This is a genomic window from Marinobacter sp. M1C (assembly GCF_023314135.1).
Classification (GTDB): domain Bacteria; phylum Pseudomonadota; class Gammaproteobacteria; order Pseudomonadales; family Oleiphilaceae; genus Marinobacter.
This window is the reverse complement of record NZ_CP092289.1, coordinates 2,060,042-2,076,452: the sequence shown is the minus strand read 5'-3', so window position 1 is coordinate 2,076,452 and position 16,411 is coordinate 2,060,042. Positions and strand designations below refer to the sequence as shown.

General features: G+C 52.8%; 10 protein-coding genes and 1 pseudogene. 5 read left to right on the top strand and 6 right to left on the bottom strand.

The genetic code is table 11. The features are described from left to right. Positions 1 to 16 precede the first annotated feature (16 nt). On the top strand, positions 17 to 880 hold the full coding sequence (locus MIH19_RS09860) for a LysR substrate-binding domain-containing protein (RefSeq protein WP_249008690.1): 864 nt from the start codon (positions 17 to 19) through the stop codon (positions 878 to 880). Here the strand turns inward: MIH19_RS09860 and MIH19_RS09855 are convergent. Further along, a complete protein-coding gene (locus MIH19_RS09855) occupies positions 807 to 2,507 on the bottom strand; it encodes a L,D-transpeptidase family protein (RefSeq protein ID WP_249008689.1) in 1,701 nt (566 codons plus the stop codon). The two genes, MIH19_RS09860 and MIH19_RS09855, sit on opposite strands and share 74 nt — an antisense overlap. 171 nt (positions 2,508 to 2,678) lie before the next feature. Here MIH19_RS09855 and MIH19_RS09850 point away from each other — a divergent pair, with 171 nt between their 5' ends. Both MIH19_RS09850 and MIH19_RS09845 read left to right on the top strand, forming a co-directional pair. After that, a complete protein-coding gene (locus MIH19_RS09850) occupies positions 2,679 to 3,443 on the top strand; it encodes a murein L,D-transpeptidase catalytic domain family protein (protein WP_249008688.1) in 765 nt (254 codons plus the stop codon). 45 nt (positions 3,444 to 3,488) lie between these two features. After that, positions 3,489 to 4,178 (top strand): haloacid dehalogenase type II, encoded by a 690-nt coding sequence (locus MIH19_RS09845; protein WP_249008687.1) that lies wholly within the window; start codon positions 3,489 to 3,491, stop codon positions 4,176 to 4,178. Between the two features lie 57 nt (positions 4,179 to 4,235). On the opposite strand, the gene MIH19_RS09840 is transcribed toward MIH19_RS09845, so the two are convergent. Continuing rightward, positions 4,236 to 6,011: a bifunctional diguanylate cyclase/phosphodiesterase gene (locus MIH19_RS09840; RefSeq protein WP_249008686.1), complete on the bottom strand. Its 1,776-nt coding sequence runs from the start codon at positions 6,009 to 6,011 to the stop codon at positions 4,236 to 4,238. 6 nt (positions 6,012 to 6,017) lie between these two features. Then, the gene (locus tag MIH19_RS09835) at positions 6,018 to 7,508 is read right to left on the bottom strand and encodes a methyl-accepting chemotaxis protein (protein WP_249008685.1); all 1,491 of its coding nucleotides are present in this window, start codon (positions 7,506 to 7,508) and stop codon (positions 6,018 to 6,020) included. Between the two features lie 821 nt (positions 7,509 to 8,329). Here MIH19_RS09835 and MIH19_RS09830 point away from each other — a divergent pair. Beyond that, a pseudogene (locus MIH19_RS09830) lies at positions 8,330 to 8,964 on the top strand (Tn3 family transposase); the annotation flags it as partial. A gap of 574 nt (positions 8,965 to 9,538) precedes the next feature. Continuing rightward, on the top strand, positions 9,539 to 11,875 hold the full coding sequence (locus MIH19_RS09825; protein WP_249008683.1) for a membrane-bound PQQ-dependent dehydrogenase, glucose/quinate/shikimate family: 2,337 nt from the start codon (positions 9,539 to 9,541) through the stop codon (positions 11,873 to 11,875). A 31-nt stretch (positions 11,876 to 11,906) separates the two neighbouring features. Here MIH19_RS09825 and MIH19_RS09820 read toward each other — a convergent pair whose 3' ends face one another. The 3 genes from MIH19_RS09820 to MIH19_RS09810 all read right to left on the bottom strand — a co-directional run bounded on the left by MIH19_RS09820 (position 11,907) and on the right by MIH19_RS09810 (position 16,339). Further along, positions 11,907 to 13,958, bottom strand: a complete 2,052-nt coding sequence (locus MIH19_RS09820) for a TonB-dependent receptor (protein ID WP_249008682.1) — start codon at positions 13,956 to 13,958, stop codon at positions 11,907 to 11,909. A gap of 651 nt (positions 13,959 to 14,609) precedes the next feature. Then, positions 14,610 to 15,905, bottom strand: coding sequence for a sorbosone dehydrogenase family protein (locus MIH19_RS09815; protein ID WP_249008681.1), 1,296 nt, complete (start codon positions 15,903 to 15,905; stop codon positions 14,610 to 14,612). Continuing rightward, the gene (locus MIH19_RS09810; protein WP_249008680.1) at positions 15,902 to 16,339 is read right to left on the bottom strand and encodes a DUF2231 domain-containing protein; all 438 of its coding nucleotides are present in this window, start codon (positions 16,337 to 16,339) and stop codon (positions 15,902 to 15,904) included. The genes MIH19_RS09815 and MIH19_RS09810 overlap by 4 nt, the downstream gene beginning before the upstream one ends. Positions 16,340 to 16,411: the final 72 nt, after the last annotated feature.

Genomic DNA, 16,411 nt, shown 5'->3' with positions numbered 1-16,411 from the left:
AACAGGAATTGATGATTTGAGACGGCGCATTTTGGATTTGAACATGTTGCACACGCTGGTCGCGATTGCCGACGCCGGCAGCGTGACCGCGGCGGCTGAACGCCTGGCTTACACACAATCGGCTGTGAGCATGCAGCTGCGCCGGCTGGAAGCATCATTGGACGTTGCCCTGCATGAACCCGCAGGGCGTAAAATTCGCCTGACAGCGGAGGGGCAAAAGCTGGTGGGGTACGCGCGGAAAATGCTGGCGTTGAACAGTGAAGCGGTAGACGACGTTCAGCGCCGGCAGATTTCCGGCGAGCTGAGCCTGGGCATTCCCGAGGATTATGCCTTTTTGTTGACCTCCGTGTTATCGCACTTCAGTCAGCGATATCCGGCGATTCAGTTACAGGTTATTTGCCGCTCCAGCGTTGATCTGGTGAAGCAGGTACAGGATGGCGATCTGGATATGGCGGTGGTAACGCGCCAGGTGCGTTCACCGGGCGGTGAAGTGATTCGCCGCGAACCGCTGGTATGGGCCGTTGGCGCCACCGCGCAGCCATCATTGGCCGACCCGATACCGCTGGCGCTTTATTCGCCGGGCGCAGACGTGTTTCGTGATGTTGCTGAAGCGTCGCTGGCCTCTGCAGGCCGGAGCTGGCGCATGGCCTATTCCAGCCAATCCATGACCGGCCTTTTACCGGTTGTAGTAGCCGGTTTGGCGGTGGTTGTGGTAACCCGCAACATGCTAACCGATCAACTGCGGGTGATTGACGAGCGCAGTGGCATGCCAGCGTTACAATCCGTTGAAATCGCCCTGCACCGCTCTATTGGACGGCCATCGGAACCGGCACGTCAACTGGCGGACCTGATACGAACTCACTTGGCGTCAAATGAGTAAACTCGAACCAGCCCTGCGGCTCCAAAGGCTGGTCAAGTGCCTGCTGTAATCTGGCATCTTGTCGATAAATATCCGGGCGGAACACCAGCTCGCCGTCTTCGCCCGGGTGTACCGTCCAATAATGCAATATGACCGGCATCGCGCGCCGCAGGTTAATATTGCGAGTGTCTCCAGTCGCAATTAATGCTTTTACATCCGCAGCCGTGTCGGTGTCGTCAAACAGCAGTTGTGCCAACTCCGTGATGCCTTGCACCCGAATACAACCCGAGCTGAATGCCCGCTGCTGGCGCCCGAATAGTGCCTGCGCAGGCGTATCGTGCAAGTACACCGAGTGATTGTTAGGAAAACGCAGAACCAATTGTCCCAGCGCGTTCGTCGGGCCCGGATCCTGGCGCAGCATAATGCTACCGGGATTCCACCAGTCGATCTGTTGCGGGTCCAAGCGCTGCCCCCGAAGATTAAGCACGCTCAAATTCTGGCGATAAAGATAGCCAATGTCGTCGCGGATTTTTGGCAACGAGTCTTCCCGATAAATGGTCGGCGGCACTGTCCAGGTTGGGTTGGCGGTTAAGTGGGTGATCTCGGACCGCAGCGACGGCGTGCTGCGGTAGGGCTGGCCAACCACAATCCGCGAACGCCAGATTTTACCGTTGGGGCGAAAGTAGCTGATGCGATAACCGGCAATATCCACCAGAATAAAAGCGCTGGCTTCGCCGTGTAACAACCAGCGAGCGCGCTCCAGGTTGGCTCGAATCTGGTTAATACGGTCGTCAACAGAAACATTCAACGCGTCTCGGGTTTGTTGACCCACAATACCGTCAGTCTCTAACAGATGATGCTGCTGAAAAAGGCGCACGGCCTCTACCAGGGTTTCATCATATTGAAGAAGAGTCGCAGCCTGAAGGTCCTGCTGGCCAGCAGGCATGGCGCTTTGTAGGCCCGGGCCTCCTATCATCGCCAATCGCTGGCGCAACAGAAGGACATCGGCGTCGACATCGCCCGGCCTTAGTGACTGACTCCGTTGCGGCAACTGCCGCCAGCCGCCTTCCATCTGGATATTGCGATAGTATGCCAGCCCTGCACGCAGGCGCTGGTAGGGCGCAGCGTACGGCCGTGCCAGGGAAAACGCCTGTTCAAAACGCTGCGCATCTACCGCCTCGGAAATCCCCTGATAATCCAAAGCGCGCGCCAACACCGGTATTTCCCACTGAGGATCAATTTGATATGGGTCCACCTTGCCGCGCTGCAGGTGCGTCAACGCGGTCAACAGAATTCGGCTCACTGACAGTTCAAAGCGCAGACGATCACCGGCTGTCGTATACGGTGTCTGCAGTTCACGATAACGCGCCATAATGGCGCCGGGTTGATAGTCGGCTACATTCAGGCCATCACTTTGCAGGGTATTGAGTGCAGCCGCAAAAGCCGCAACTGATTCGCTGTGCTGCCACACAAATCGACCGTCTCTGGCCGCGTAAAAAGCGCGTAAATCCTCGGTTTCAGACAATAGATAGACCGCAAAAACTTCGTCTGGTTCGCTGTTTTCTTGCACAGCCACGCTGTGGCAAGCAACGCCCAGCCACAATGCAAGCAGCAACAAAACGCGGCTTAGCGCATAGCGCCTTAGCATACAGTTCCTCCATGTGCCAGCGGAAATCTGGCTATTTCAGCTTCTATCATTATAATAATGGACCTTGCGGAAAACCGGATGCTCCGCTTTTATAATGACAGCATGATCCGCCATTACCAGTAAGACAGTCCAACGTCAGGTAAGATCCTGCCTTTAATACGGATTTTCTGAATGCCGATGATACGTTTAAACCGATGGCTGCTCGGCGCAGCTTTGTGTAGTCAAATAATTCTGGGGGGCCACAATGCCATGGCCGCCAACTCCCACAAACCAGCAAAAAACGCGACCGTTAATACTGCAACTTCTAATAGTGCAACGCCTTCAGCCCAGCAAACTCGCCTCAACAACACGCTGGCAAAGCTGGCACCAAAAGCCAATCCTCAAGTCTTGCGCCTGGCAGCGCGGGCACTGGCCTGCGCCCAACCCGATGCCGAGAGGCTTGCCGTCATTGATTTTTCATTGCCATCCACTGAGCAGCGGCTCTGGGTGTTTGATTTGAAACGCCAGAAACTGCTATTTAAAGAGCTTGTTTCCCATGGCCGGGGCTCGGGCAATGCCGAGGCCAAGTCATTTTCGAACATTCCGGAAAGCTATCAATCCAGTATCGGCCTGTTTCGCACGCTTAACAGCTATCGTGGCCGCAACGGCTATTCATTACGCCTGGAAGGCTTGGAGGCAGGCGTAAACGACCTGGCCTACCAGCGGGCCATCGTGATTCACGGTGCCGATTACGTCAGCGAGAACTTCATAGAACAAACCGGGCGTTTGGGGCGCAGCCACGGCTGCCCCGCGGTTCGCCAGGAAGTCGCCATCAAACTGATCGATAGTCTGAAAGAAAACCAGTATCTGTTTACCTACTACCCGGATCCCGAGTGGTTGGCAACGTCTGAATTCTTAAGCTGTAAACGCACAGATGCCCAACTAGCCATGAACTGATGTCTCGTCTCCGCGATTAATACTGTAACCCAAAAGAGAATGCTCATGCCCAACAAGAAGTTTCCATCCATTATTGTGTTTGATGTGAATGAAACACTTCTCGATATAACGACTCTGGAGCCTTTATTTCATCGCGTGTTCGGCGATCGACAGGTGCTGAGGGAATGGTTTTCGGCACTGGTGCTTTATTCACAGACAATGACTCTGTCCGGTCTTTACACGCCCTTTGGAGAGCTTGGCGTGGGCGCATTGCGAATGACCGCCGACATTCACCAGGTGGACATTGGGGATGACGATATTGCGGAGCTGAAAAAGCGGATGAGTACAATGCCGGCGCATCCGGACGCTATTCCCGCTCTTACCCGGCTGCGCGATGCAGGTTTCAGACTGGTAACCCTGACCAACTCGGCCAGCGGCGCTTCGCCCACCCCGCTGGAAAAGGCGGAATTAAGTCACTTTTTTGAGCGAACCTTCAGCATCGAGGAGACCGGTAAATTCAAACCCGCCCCTGAAACCTATCGCCTGGTCGCGAAGGCGTTGTCTGTCGAGACCTCAGACTTGTGCCTGGTCGCCTGTCACCTTTGGGACACCATAGGCGCCCAGGCAGCCGGTTGCCGCGGTGCGTTTTTAACACGCCCTTACAACGCTATTCTGACGGCGCCTGGCGTACCCCTTCCCGACCTGGTTGCAGCAGAACTGACTGACCTCGCCGATCAGATTATTAGCTGCCGGTAGCACCTTGTAGAGACGCCCGGCGGTCGCACCAAAGCCAGTCGGGCCGTTTAAACCACGTCAGGCCAAAAGAGCCGTTTTGTGCTCATCAGGCATCTCGTTTAGAGCCGAAATGTTACTTACAATCTGGATCCCGCTTATTGCTTTCTTGGCCTTGGACTTGGCAACCGCTGCGGTCGCTGCCAGATCTGCCGCGGACCCAAATGCCCGGCTATCTGCAACAACGATTCCTGCTGAGAGAGCCACAAGGGGGAACTGTCTTGGCTGGCCATCACGATCTTCACCGGTTATGAACCCCGCTTGACGTATCGCTTCCGGATAACGCGTCGCTGCCTCCGAGGCGAAAAGCTGTTGCACTTCTTCGCAGCGCTTTCGGTTTTCAAGTCGGTCGCTAAATACCACAAAATCATCTCCGCCAATATGGCCGACCCACTCATTATCCCCATTGAAAACCGCACACAGTTGTCGTGCCAACGACAAGATCACCTCATCACCTTTGCTGTAGCCCAGCAAGTCATTGAAAGGCTTAAAGTGGTCAATATCGAAGTAGATGCAGGTGAACGGATTGTTTTGCTGAAGCCGGCAAACGGCTTCCTGCTGAATCAGAACATTCCCCGGCAACTGAGTAAGAGGATTGGCATGTCTTGCCTGTTCCACCCGGCTCCGGGTCATCAAACGAAGCAGAGACCGGGTTGAACCCAACCCTATGTACAGGCCGTTCCTGGTCACGATGAAATGCTGCTTGAGATAATGAAGGTCGTCCTCTAAAAGCGACTGACTGACGGCTTCCAAAGATTCGTCATGCTCCACGACAAGCGCATCGTAGGCGGTCAAACTCGACACCGGCTTTGTCTCATTAAGTGCACGGCCATAGGTAGAGCTGAACACTTCCATTACACGCCATTTATGCAGCAGACCGAGAGGCCGGTCATTGTCCACCACGGGCAACGCAAATATGGAGGGCGAAGATTGCAAGACTTGCCAGGCATCGCCCAGTGACGCCGTTGGAGCAAGTGGCACGATGTAGCGCCCGAGGTATCCCGCATCCGAGGTCGCCTGGCCCCCGCCGACGGGAACCGGGTTGTCCAGTGCTGACAATTCGGCAGTAGGAAACGGATTGGGGCGCCCCAGCAGGAAGCCCTGAATCAGATGAATTCCCATTGAGCGCAGCAGCGTCAGCTCAGCAACCGTCTCAACGCCTTCTGCAATCAGCCGGCACCCCAGCCTTTCACAGAGGTTGATGACGGACCGAACAAACTCTTTTTTCACCAGGTCTCGATCAACATCGCGAATAAAATGGCGGTCAATTTTGACAAAATCCGGCTGAATTTCAGACCAGAGTTTTAACCCGGAATAACCCGTACCCAGGTCGTCTATCGCAACCCGGAAACCCCTTTTTTTCAATGCAATCAATCGAGCCTTTAACGCTTCCGGGTTATCCGCCGGATAACGTTCGGATAGTTCAATAACCACGTTTTCCGGCTTGAGGCCGTTCATCGTCAACAAAGACTGCAAGCGATCCTCTGCGAGCTCTGTCGGTAGCAGCAGACCCGGTGAAACATTCACGAAAACCAGGTGGCTGACTCCGTGACGAATGCAGCTTTGCCCGGCTTCCAGCAGACACGCCTGTTCCAGGCTGATCACCTGCTTGCATTGCTCTCCTGCCTGAAATAATGCGGGAGCCCCGTGAAGCGGGCTGTCCGAAGGTCCCCGGCTAAGTACCTCATAGCCAAGAACAGTTCCTTTCTGACAGTCAACAATGGGTTGAAACATCGTTGAAATGAGCTGCTGATCAATAATGCGCTGTAGCTCTCTCGCTTGGTCACCGGCTGTCATTCTGTGTTATGCCCCCTGAATCTGGAAACGAGAAATCAGGGCTCGCAGCGATTCTGACTGCCCACGCAACTGATCGCTCACCGTTTTAGTGTGACCGATATGCTGTTCCAGACCCTGAGAGCTTTCTCCCAGCGCATCCGCGCGCCGCCCCACCCGGCCAATTTCATCCCGTTGAACGTGAATTGCCTCGTCTACCTCATTGCTAAAATGGCTGAGATCATCAAAGGTTTGTTTAAGTGCCACCAGGTGGGTCTTGAGTGTTCCCAACGTCTCCCGGTTAGCGCCACCGGCTGCCCGGGTCTCATCCAGTAAGCCGTTAGCACTATTAACCTGGGTGACAAGCTCGCTAACCCACTGACGCACCTGATTGGTGGATTCACCAGTGCGGCGGGACAGGCTTCGCACTTCATCGGCCACAACGGCGAAACCCCGACCCTGCTCTCCGGCGCGGGCCGCCTCAATCGCTGCGTTCAGGGCCAGCAGGTTGGTCTGCTCAGCGATGTCCGCAATCACGCCGATCACCTGTTCAATCTTTTTACTGGAACCGTGAAGCGCCTCAATCGCTCCTGCCACGCGATTGATAACCTCAATCGCATGTTCAGCGGCACGCTCACTCTCGCGCAGCTGATTCTGAACATCATCGTTGCCTTCCACAGCGCCAGTAACCTGCGTCCGGGAATGCTGTGCCGATTGCTCAATCTGGCTCGCACTATTCGTAATGGCGCTCATTGATGAAACCACATCGTGAATCTGGCGAGTGTTATGTAGCGACGAGGCCTGCACGGCATCCGCCTGCTCATCCAGATTGGCTGAACGCTGCTGTAAGGCAGCCGCAGCGTCTGTGACGTCCCCCACGAACAGTTTGAATTTTTCGATCAGACCGTTGATTGCTAGCGCCACCGCCGTAACTTCATCACCCCCTGAAATCGGCAGCGGGGTGGAAAGGTCTGACGCGGCTTCCATGGATCGGAGACGTTCCGCGATCAACTGAAGCCTGGTGGTCACCGTGCGGCGGAGCCAGTACGTTAATAGCAGGATACCAAGCAAGACAAAAAGGGCCCCCCCAACCAGCAAGTGTTGTTGCTGTTCGAGAAATTCGACCAGCGCGGCAGACCCTGCCTCCGCCTGTTGGCGGCCAACCGAACGCCGGGCATCAATATCTTCAAGCATGGGATCAAGAGCTTGATAAAGCTGAAAGTCCACCACTTTACCGGCCGAATAATAACTGGCTTCATCGATTGGTTCTTTCAGAGCCACAAGCAGGCTCAAAACTGCTTGATGGGCCTCTGTGTTCTTCTCAGCCCAACCTTGCAGGCGCGGGTTACCAAGAGCTGACTGCCATTGCGCCTTTATCGCCAGCGAGGTTTCTTCGAACTGTGCGTTGATCTCATCCCACAGCAGCAGTTGAGCTTTAATTTTGTAGGAAAGATCCTTGAGTTGGCGATGGCTGCGATCTAAATCCGTCAGCAGCCAGACATCCGACATCTGCTCTCGCACGAGTCGATCCGTCGCCTCCTCAGCCTCCCGTACCACTGACATAGAAAGCCATGTCAGACCAACAAGAGCTATTAAACAAAACCCGGAAAACACTACTAAGCGCTGATGGACGGTAAGGCGCATAACGTGAACTACCTCTCGAAACGTTCACGCTGAGCATAAGTCATGATCATGACAGTTTTGTTTCAACGGCGAGCATTCCAGAAGCATTCTTTAAATATAATCAAATCTTTCAATACTTTAAAGGCGCAGCGCCAATGAACTGCGAGGGGACGCTCTTTCACAAGTCAGCCTGACTAGAATTTGTAGTTCAAACCAACCGCAAGCGGGCTGAACTCGTCATCTGATACCGCCACCATAGCGGTTCTGGTGACATTCCGTCTTAATGTAACACTTATCGCTACAGCCTAACTGCCATAAGGCATCCAGAGGCACCTTAATTTCCAAAATCACGTATCGACGACAAAATTCTCAACCTTCAGGGTTTTAAAAAATGGGATGCAAAGCAACATTAGGAACCTCCTATTATCTATTTAAAAAAGTTTCTAAATCCTTGATATAAATACGATTTTTATTTTATTCCTGTCCCGAATCTCTGGACTGTAATCATATATCTATTCCAAAATAAACTATACTTCAACGAATTATAAGTCAGGTAGTCAAGCATGATCGTAAGCAATTTTCTGACACATTAAAAGCAACTATATTTGCTGATTTGGCTGAGAAACTGGCGGATTTAGTCGATGGAGAAAGTACACTAACGGTCAAATAACTTAAGCAGGCTGCGAAAATTTTAATGTTTCAGAGTTGGAGAAAGCGCGCTGATTGCCAATCATATAGCATTGAATGTTCGAATTATCGGTGCTAATGAATATTAATCACACTTTATTTTAGACTTGCTTTATAATAACACCTCTGAAATTAATTCGGATATATTATCAATGGATAGGCAGGGAGTTAATCATGTAAGCCTTGCCTTGCTGGACCTGTTTGGCTATACCTATACACCGCGCTATGCTCAGCCTGGAACGATGATACTAGATTTTTTTGATGTAAGCGAGGGAGAATATAATAAGGCGACGCTCTCATTGAAAAATCTTATCAATACAGCACTAATTATCGATGATTGGGATACTAATAAATGCATTATTATATCGCTGCAGCAAAAGACGATAACGCAGGCAACAATTGTTAGAAAGCGTTCCGGCTATAGTCAAAACCATCCCTCGCTGATAGCTTTAACTCAGTGCAACCGTATGCTCCAGGCCATATACTTACTAAACTATATTAATTTGGGTATTTTCAAGAGGAAGGTGACGATAAGAATCTCGAAATTATCAAGCGGGTTTTACCAACGGCCTGAAATAATATCAATTTGAACGAGACCTACAGCTTCAGCTTTGAACAAAATCCGCTCGACTTGGATGAGATTATGCATTCAATAGTACAAAATTAAAATTAAGACACCTCTAGATACCCTATGAGGCAAGGTCTGTAGCGATAAACGTTACATTAAAACGGAATGTCACCGGAACCCCAGTATGGTTGCCAGTGCTAGTAGAGCCGTCTGCCGGATCGTCACTATTAGTATTAGCAATGTGGGAAATTCTGAGGCCTTCCGTTGTTCGTCTTAGACCACAGTGCGCTATTTCTGAACTATCCAATTGGATATTTTATCTGTTTTTCACTATATTTAACAGACACGGTAATTACGCGCTTGGTTAGTGCAAAAAACATATATTTCAAACTGCATCGTTTTCTGAGAATTAATGCAAAACTCTTTAAAGAGGATGACAGGCTATGCAAACCGCCACACTGAATATATTGACGCGGAATAATGAGGCGAATCACCTTGAGTCTCACTCTATATTGCCGGCCCTTGACCACTTCCTTGGCTAAGCATCAACTCAGCCATAACTGACATATTTCCTTCACCCAGACTGCTGGTACATGAGTGGCAGGTATTTTCTGTTTTCTGAAATACATCCTCCACACAACATGGAATATCAGCTGATTATGGAGCTCAACAAATGATTGTACTCTCGATTATTTTGCTGCTGTTAGGCTTAGTGCTGCTGGCCGGTGGCGTTTGGCTTATCTCGCTTGGCGGTAGCCTATATTACGCAATTGCAGGCATAGCGCTGATTATTGCCGGGCTTACAGCCAAAACGCGCAGACCGACTGCCCGCTGGGTATACGCCCTTTTTCTGGCTGCCACCGCCATCTGGGCATTGTGGGAGTCCGGCCTCGACTGGTGGCCTTTGGCCACACGCTTAGGGTTATTTTTGTTGCTCGCTATCCCGCTATTGTTCCCCGGTCCGAAGGCTCAGCGGGGCGGCGCTATGGCCCTGGTTCCGGTATGGGTGGTGGTCGGTTTAATCACGGTATCAAGCCTGGCCTTTGACCAACACCGGATTGATGGGCAACTTAACGAAGACAGTGTGTTTGCCGACCCCGAAATGGGAGACATTTCAGATGACAGTTGGCATGCCTATGGCCGGAGCAATATGGGACAGCGGTATTCACCGTTGGACCAAATTACGGTTGAGAATGCTGGCACCCTAGAGAAGGCATGGGTATACCAGACCGGAGATTTGCAGGGGCCAAAAGACGTTGGTGAAATCACTTATGAGGCAACCCCTCTAAAAATTGGCAATAGCCTATACGTGTGCACACCTCACAACTGGTTGATAGCGCTGGACGCCGATACTGGCGAGGAACAATGGGTTTACGATGCAAAAGTGCCCATGGAAAGCCAGCGGCAGCACCAGACCTGCCGGGGCGTTTCCTATCTGCCTCCTGCTGAGGGTGACGCAAATAATATAAGCGCCAGGGCAATCAATGAACCCGCAGAAGAGCTTGCCAGCGTTCAGTGCGATGCCCAATTGTTTCTGCCGACATCTGATGCCCGACTGATAGCGGTCGATCCTGAGACAGGTGCGCGGTGCAGCAACTTTGCTGACGATGGCGAGCTGGATTTGCTGCACAACATGCCGTTTAAACAGGCCGGTTTTTATTACGCTACGTCGCCGCCTGTTGTGGCTAATGGCGTTGTGGTCGTCTCGGGTGCCGTCAACGATAATTACGACATTGACTCGCCGTCCGGCGTAATTCGCGCCTACGACGTCAAAACTGGAGAGCTGGAATGGAACTGGGATCCGGGTCATCCTGAAAACACAGACCCTATTGCTGAAGATGAGACTTACAGCAAAAGCTCTCCCAACAGCTGGGCCGTCGCCAGTGCCGATGAAGAACTTGGGCTGATCTATTTCCCCATGGGCAACCGGGTACCGGACCAGCTAGGCTGGTACCGTTCGGAAAATGATGAAAAGTTTGCTTCATCCGTTGTCGCGTTAAGCTTGGAGACCGGTGAGGTCGCCTGGGTACAGCAATTTGTGCACCACGACCTGTGGGATATGGACACACCGGCGCAGCCGAGCCTCGTAGATCTGAAAACGGAAAAAGGTCGGGAACCCGCACTCGTAGTTCCGACCAAACAAGGTGATGTCTATGTACTGAACCGGGAAACAGGTGAGCCAATCATTCCGGTTACCGAGCAGAAAGCGCCTCAAGGCACCGTCGAGGAGGACTACGCCTCAGCAATGCAGCCGATTTCTGGCCTTAACTTTCGACCTCCCGAACTGACAGAAGCAGACATGTGGGGTGCCAGTGCCGTAGATCAAATGATCTGTCGCATCACATTCCGTTCCCTACGTTATGAGGGGCAATACACGCCGCCCTCCGAGCAAGGCACGATCGTCTATCCGGGTAATTTTGGCGTCTTTAACTGGGGCGGCATCGCCGTTGATCCTGAAAGACAGGTGATGTTTGGTATGCCACTTTATCTGGCGTTTACCTCAAAGCTTATTCCCAAAGAAGGCGCCGACCTTGGCGAGACAAATCAGGGGGAACAGGGTGTTAATGAGAACGCCGGCGCGCCTTATGCGGTTGAGATGAAGCCCTTCTTGTCGCCTCTTGGCATTCCTTGCCAGCAGCCGCCCTGGGGTTATGTAGCGGGTGCAGACCTTCGCACTGGCGAAGTGGTCTGGAAGCAGAAAAACGGCACTATTTACGATATGACGCCCCTGCCACTGCCCATTGAAATAGGAGTACCGGGCATCGGTGGGCCTATCATCACAGGTGGCGGCGTCGCCTTTCTGGCAGCGTCCGTTGATAACTACCTGAGAGCCTATGACCTGACAACCGGTGAGCAACTTTGGGAAGAACGCTTGCCAGCAGGTGGCCAGGCCACACCAATGACCTACCTGAACAGCAAAGGAGAGCAGATGGTGGTGCTGGTCGCCGGTGGCCACGGCTCCATTGGGACCACCTTCGGCGACTATGTGATTGCCTATAAGCTACCTTAAACGGCACTCTGTTATATAAAGGGGTCGGGGTTCAGAAAACGAACTCGACTCCGGCGTACCAGGTGCGCCCGACAGCAGGTTCAAAGTAACGATCATTGTTGGCGTTGATACGCACGTTGGCGAAATGATTTCTGTCAGTCAGGTTACGAATGCCGGCAAAGCCTTTCAGAAGCAGGTTTTGGCCGGCATACACGGTGTGTCCACCGCGCACGTTCAATAACCAGTAGTCATCAACTTTTGTGTCATTGGCATCACTGGCGACCATACTGCCAACATAATGGGTTTCCAGCGCAGCGAAAGCACCACCGAAGCCGTGCCATTGCAGACGGTTACTCCAAGTTTGCTCCGGCAGGCCGGGCAACCTGTTTCCATCGTAGTTGTTGTCATCCGCACGGTAGGTATCAAATCCGTAGCTGGCCAGCGTTAGCGCACTGTCTACACGCCAGCTTGGGGTAAACAGCCAACCGACGGCGGCTTCGAAACCCTTGCGAGTCGTGTCGCCGGCGTTGCGATAGAACGTCCGCGTATCATCGGGGTCGGACAACTCATAAGGAATTAATTCATCACGAACATCAATCCAGAACAGCGCGAAATCATAATCGATACCGCTGTTGAATTCCCCGCGCAGCCCTAATTCATGATTGAGTGATTTCTGCGGTTCAACCTCTGGATTAAGGCCGCCAACTCTCGATGGATTAGCAAACTCTGAGAAGGTCGGCGTTTCGAAGGCGGTACTGATATTCGCGTACGCCTGATGAGATGGCAAGTAGCGATAGCTCAATCCCGCAGAGCCACTCCATTCATTGAACGATTGACTTCCACTTGGGTCGTCATCCCGCGGATAATCATCGTCAATCTTTAGACGAACCCGGTCGAAACGACCGCCAAGGGACAAAATCAACTCATCCGTAAGATTCATATCACCTTGCGCAAACGTGCTCAGGGCCGTTGCCGTTTGCAGTTCGTCGGCAGTTAATTTTTCCAGGTTGCCATTAAAACTCATTTCCCGGCGGATACGGTCATCCCGCTGCTCCCTTGCCTGCACACCCGCAACGTAGCGAAACGGGAACCCGGCAAGCTCAAGAGACTGGCGATAATCAGCACTGGCTCCAAAATAATCGCGGTCATAGTCGATACGGCTATCCCCGGGATAAGGAAGCTGCTGCTCGAAGTTCCGCCGCATGTAGAAGGTTTTGATGTGTAATTCGCCTGGTCCCGCGGAAAGATCCTGATACTGCAGCCCAAGCACTTGCTGATCAACGGTTTGCCCGGTATCAAATTTTTTGGTGAATTTCCCGGCCTGGGATTTGTCTGCTTTAACCTGTTCAATCGTGAGCGCCCCAGGGTCTTCCGACCGTGGGTTCTGCAGCAGGTTCAGGATGGCAGTCACTGAGCGATCGTTACCCAGCTCCCGACGTAGCTTGGTGTTAAGCAGGTATTTTTCGACCTTAGCCTGATCGCGGTAACCCTCATAGTTAAGGGCCGAACCGCTGATGCTGTGCGACCAGGGGCCATCACTGCCACTGTTTTTTATCGAAAGTTTGCCAAAGTCATGGCTGCCACCGATAACCCGAACGGATGTCTGATCTGGCTGGTTAGGCCCATCGGCAGTGGTTACACTGATGACCCCGCCCGCAGCGTTACCGTAAAGAACCGAGGCAGGCCCGCGAATGACTTCAATACGCTCGGCGCTGTCCAGGTCGATAGCATCGAGCTGCGCCTGACCATCCGGTAGCGTGTAAGGAATGCCATCCACCATAATAGTAACGCCCCGAACCCCGAAAGGTGCCCGTGCGCCAAATCCACGTATAGCTATGCGCTCGCCCTGGGCAAAGTTCTCAGAATTCTGCAGGAAAATGCCCGGAACCTGACTTAGAGTTTCATTCAGCTTTAGCCTGGGTTGGCCTTCTTGAATGGGTTCTCGCCTGACCACCGACATAGCGGCCGGCGTTTCGTACAGCGTACGTTCCATAATAGGTGACGTAACCACAATATCGGCCGTTGGCTGGCCAGGTGCTGCCATTGTGATTGACGGGGCGATCAGTCCACTGAATAAAAGAAAGGTGTAGTTTGGTTGTTTCATAGTTCTGGGCGCTCTACCCGGAGATATCGTGGAGCCAATCAGCTTCGTCATGACGTTCCGTTTACAGGTGAGGGACAATAGCAGTTGGTCCACTCTGGACCAACCTATCGAATAATTAGCGGGTGTTTCAATAACACTCCAATTGAATTACGAGTTGATCCTCGGCTCTAACACTGCTCTATTTCGGCAAGGCAAACGCCAGCAGCGAATCGTTACCAGGTGTTCCCATGAAGTGATGCCCGGCATTCATGATCATCACATACTCGCGACCATCGATAGAGTAGACGAGGGATATTGCCTGTCCTCCCGCTAACAAACTGGTGCGCCAGACGGTTTCACAGGTCCGCAGATCGATCGTCCGTAGCATATCATCGGTAGTCGCTACCACAAAAGTCAGGCCGCCAGCGGTAATGACTGAACCGCCATTATTAGGGGTTCCGATGGTAAATGGCAGATGAGATTTCAGACCAAACGAGCCATTACGTGCAGCGGTGCCAAGGGACCGGTCCCAAAGTGTTGGAGGTATCGGGTTTCCGAAAAGTCATCTGGCGCGGTTGTAGTCGATACCGCTCAGGTCATGATAGGGGAACTGTTGTTCAGTGTTCCTGCGCGGATTAAAGCGACCCGCGCAGGAGGTTTTTTACATACCGCTTATCTAGTTGGGGTCACCCGCCAGATGGTATTAGAAAGGTCATCGGCAACGATGAGTGCCCCTTCGGGATCCACAGTCACGCCCACCGGTCTGCCACGGGTCTTGCCATCCTCACCCTGGAAGCCGGTGACGAAGTCCAATGGGTCTCCGGCTGGCTTGCCGTTACTGAAGGGGACGAAGACTACCTTGTAACCCGCCGGGTCAGACCGGTTCCAGCTGCCATGCTCGCCGATGAATACCCCTTCGCTGAACTTGTCACCCATGGTCGCCGTTGAGAACGCCAGGCCTAAAGGGGCTTTGTGCGACCCCAGGCTGTAATCTGGGACAATCGCAGCGGCTACCATATCGGGTTGCTGCGGTTTGACCCGCGAATCGACATTTTGTCCCCAGTAGCTGTAGGGCCAGCCATAAAACTCACCTTCTTGAACCGAGGTCAAGTAATCGGGTACCAGTCGTGGACCGAGCTCGTCACGCTCGTTGATCACCGCCCATAATTGGTCAGTGCCGGGCAAAATACCCAGTGCCGTTGGGTTACGCAGACCGGTTGCATAGGGTCTGTGAGCACCGCTCTTGGCGTCGATCTCCCAGACTCTGGCGCGATTCTGCTCTACCTCCAGTCCATTTTCTGTAATGTTGCTGTTGGAACCAATGCCAACGTACAAGAAACGCCCGTCAGGACTGGCAATCATGGACTTGGTCCAGTGATGATTGACCTCACTGGGCAGGTCCGTGAGTTTGCGTGGCGGTCCGCTAGCCATGGTCTGACCGGGCTGATAATCGAACTGCATCACCGCATCCTGATTGGCGACGTACAGTTGGTCGTCGATTAGCGCAAGGCCATAAGGCGCATTCAGATTCTCGGCGAACACGGTACGTGTCTCATAAGTGCCATCGTCATCACTGTCGCGCAGCAAAGTCAGACGGTCACCACTCTCGACCGCAGTCGTGCCCTTACCTTTGAAATAACCCGCAATGAGGTCCTTAGGGCGTAGCTTAGGCGCGTTACCGCCCCGGCCCTCAGCCACCAGAATGTCGCCATTGGGCAAGATTAACGTCTGCCGCGGAATATTCAGGTCAGTGGCAATGGCTTTGATTTCGTAGTTGGACGGCACAATAGGCTGACGATCATCCCAACCTGCCGGCTCGGCGATTTTCAAGGTGGGTAACAGGCCGCGTTGAGCTTTGGGCAAGGTCGGGTTGGCACCTAACTGTGCTGCGTCGTCTACATTGTTTTCGCCACATGCGCTTAAGAGCGCAGCGACCAAAGCTATCGACAGGATATTGAGGGGTTTCATCTTGCACCTCCAATACGCCAGCTCGCGAGGCCAATCCAGGTTGCAACGCAGGCCAGGATGACAGTGATAACGGATAGAATAAGCCCGGCCGGCATGCTGGCCCAGACGTCCTTTGCATGGATGAACGAGTTGATGACACCCAACATAAAGGTCGCCAGTAGCAACAGAAAATAGGCCACTGGTGCACCCATGCGCTTATCAGCGCGGACCAGGGATACAATCGAGCCCAGCCAGGCCAGGCCGTTGAACACCAGCGCACCTATAAGCATCCAGGAAGCGAAATTCTTCCATTGCAGCTCGTAGCTGGACCAATAGGCGTAATCGTTGAGTAAAACTCCGATAAACAGAGGCACTATTCCGGCTAGAACAAACGCATGCAGCGGGTGAAGCGGGTACAGCGCGGTGCCAGAGTGTCGGGCAACAGCACTAATCATGGCGGTTTCCTTATTGATGGTAAACGAGGATTCGATCGACCGTACTGATTTTACCGGCCCGAACTACGCTTG

What these genes read in the sequence shown, in the direction of transcription:
- MIH19_RS09840 (WP_249008686.1), bottom strand. Translation starts at nt 6,011, where the DNA reads ATGACAGCCGGTGACCAAGCGAGAGAGCTACAGCGCATTATTGATCAG.
- MIH19_RS09825 (WP_249008683.1), top strand. Translation starts at nt 9,539, where the DNA reads ATGATTGTACTCTCGATTATTTTGCTGCTGTTAGGCTTAGTGCTGCTG.
- MIH19_RS09855 (WP_249008689.1), bottom strand. Translation starts at nt 2,507, where the DNA reads ATGCTAAGGCGCTATGCGCTAAGCCGCGTTTTGTTGCTGCTTGCATTG.
- MIH19_RS09845 (WP_249008687.1), top strand. Translation starts at nt 3,489, where the DNA reads ATGCCCAACAAGAAGTTTCCATCCATTATTGTGTTTGATGTGAATGAA.
- MIH19_RS09820 (WP_249008682.1), bottom strand. Translation starts at nt 13,958, where the DNA reads ATGAAACAACCAAACTACACCTTTCTTTTATTCAGTGGACTGATCGCC.
- MIH19_RS09810 (WP_249008680.1), bottom strand. Translation starts at nt 16,339, where the DNA reads ATGATTAGTGCTGTTGCCCGACACTCTGGCACCGCGCTGTACCCGCTT.
- MIH19_RS09850 (WP_249008688.1), top strand. Translation starts at nt 2,679, where the DNA reads ATGCCGATGATACGTTTAAACCGATGGCTGCTCGGCGCAGCTTTGTGT.
- MIH19_RS09815 (WP_249008681.1), bottom strand. Translation starts at nt 15,905, where the DNA reads ATGAAACCCCTCAATATCCTGTCGATAGCTTTGGTCGCTGCGCTCTTA.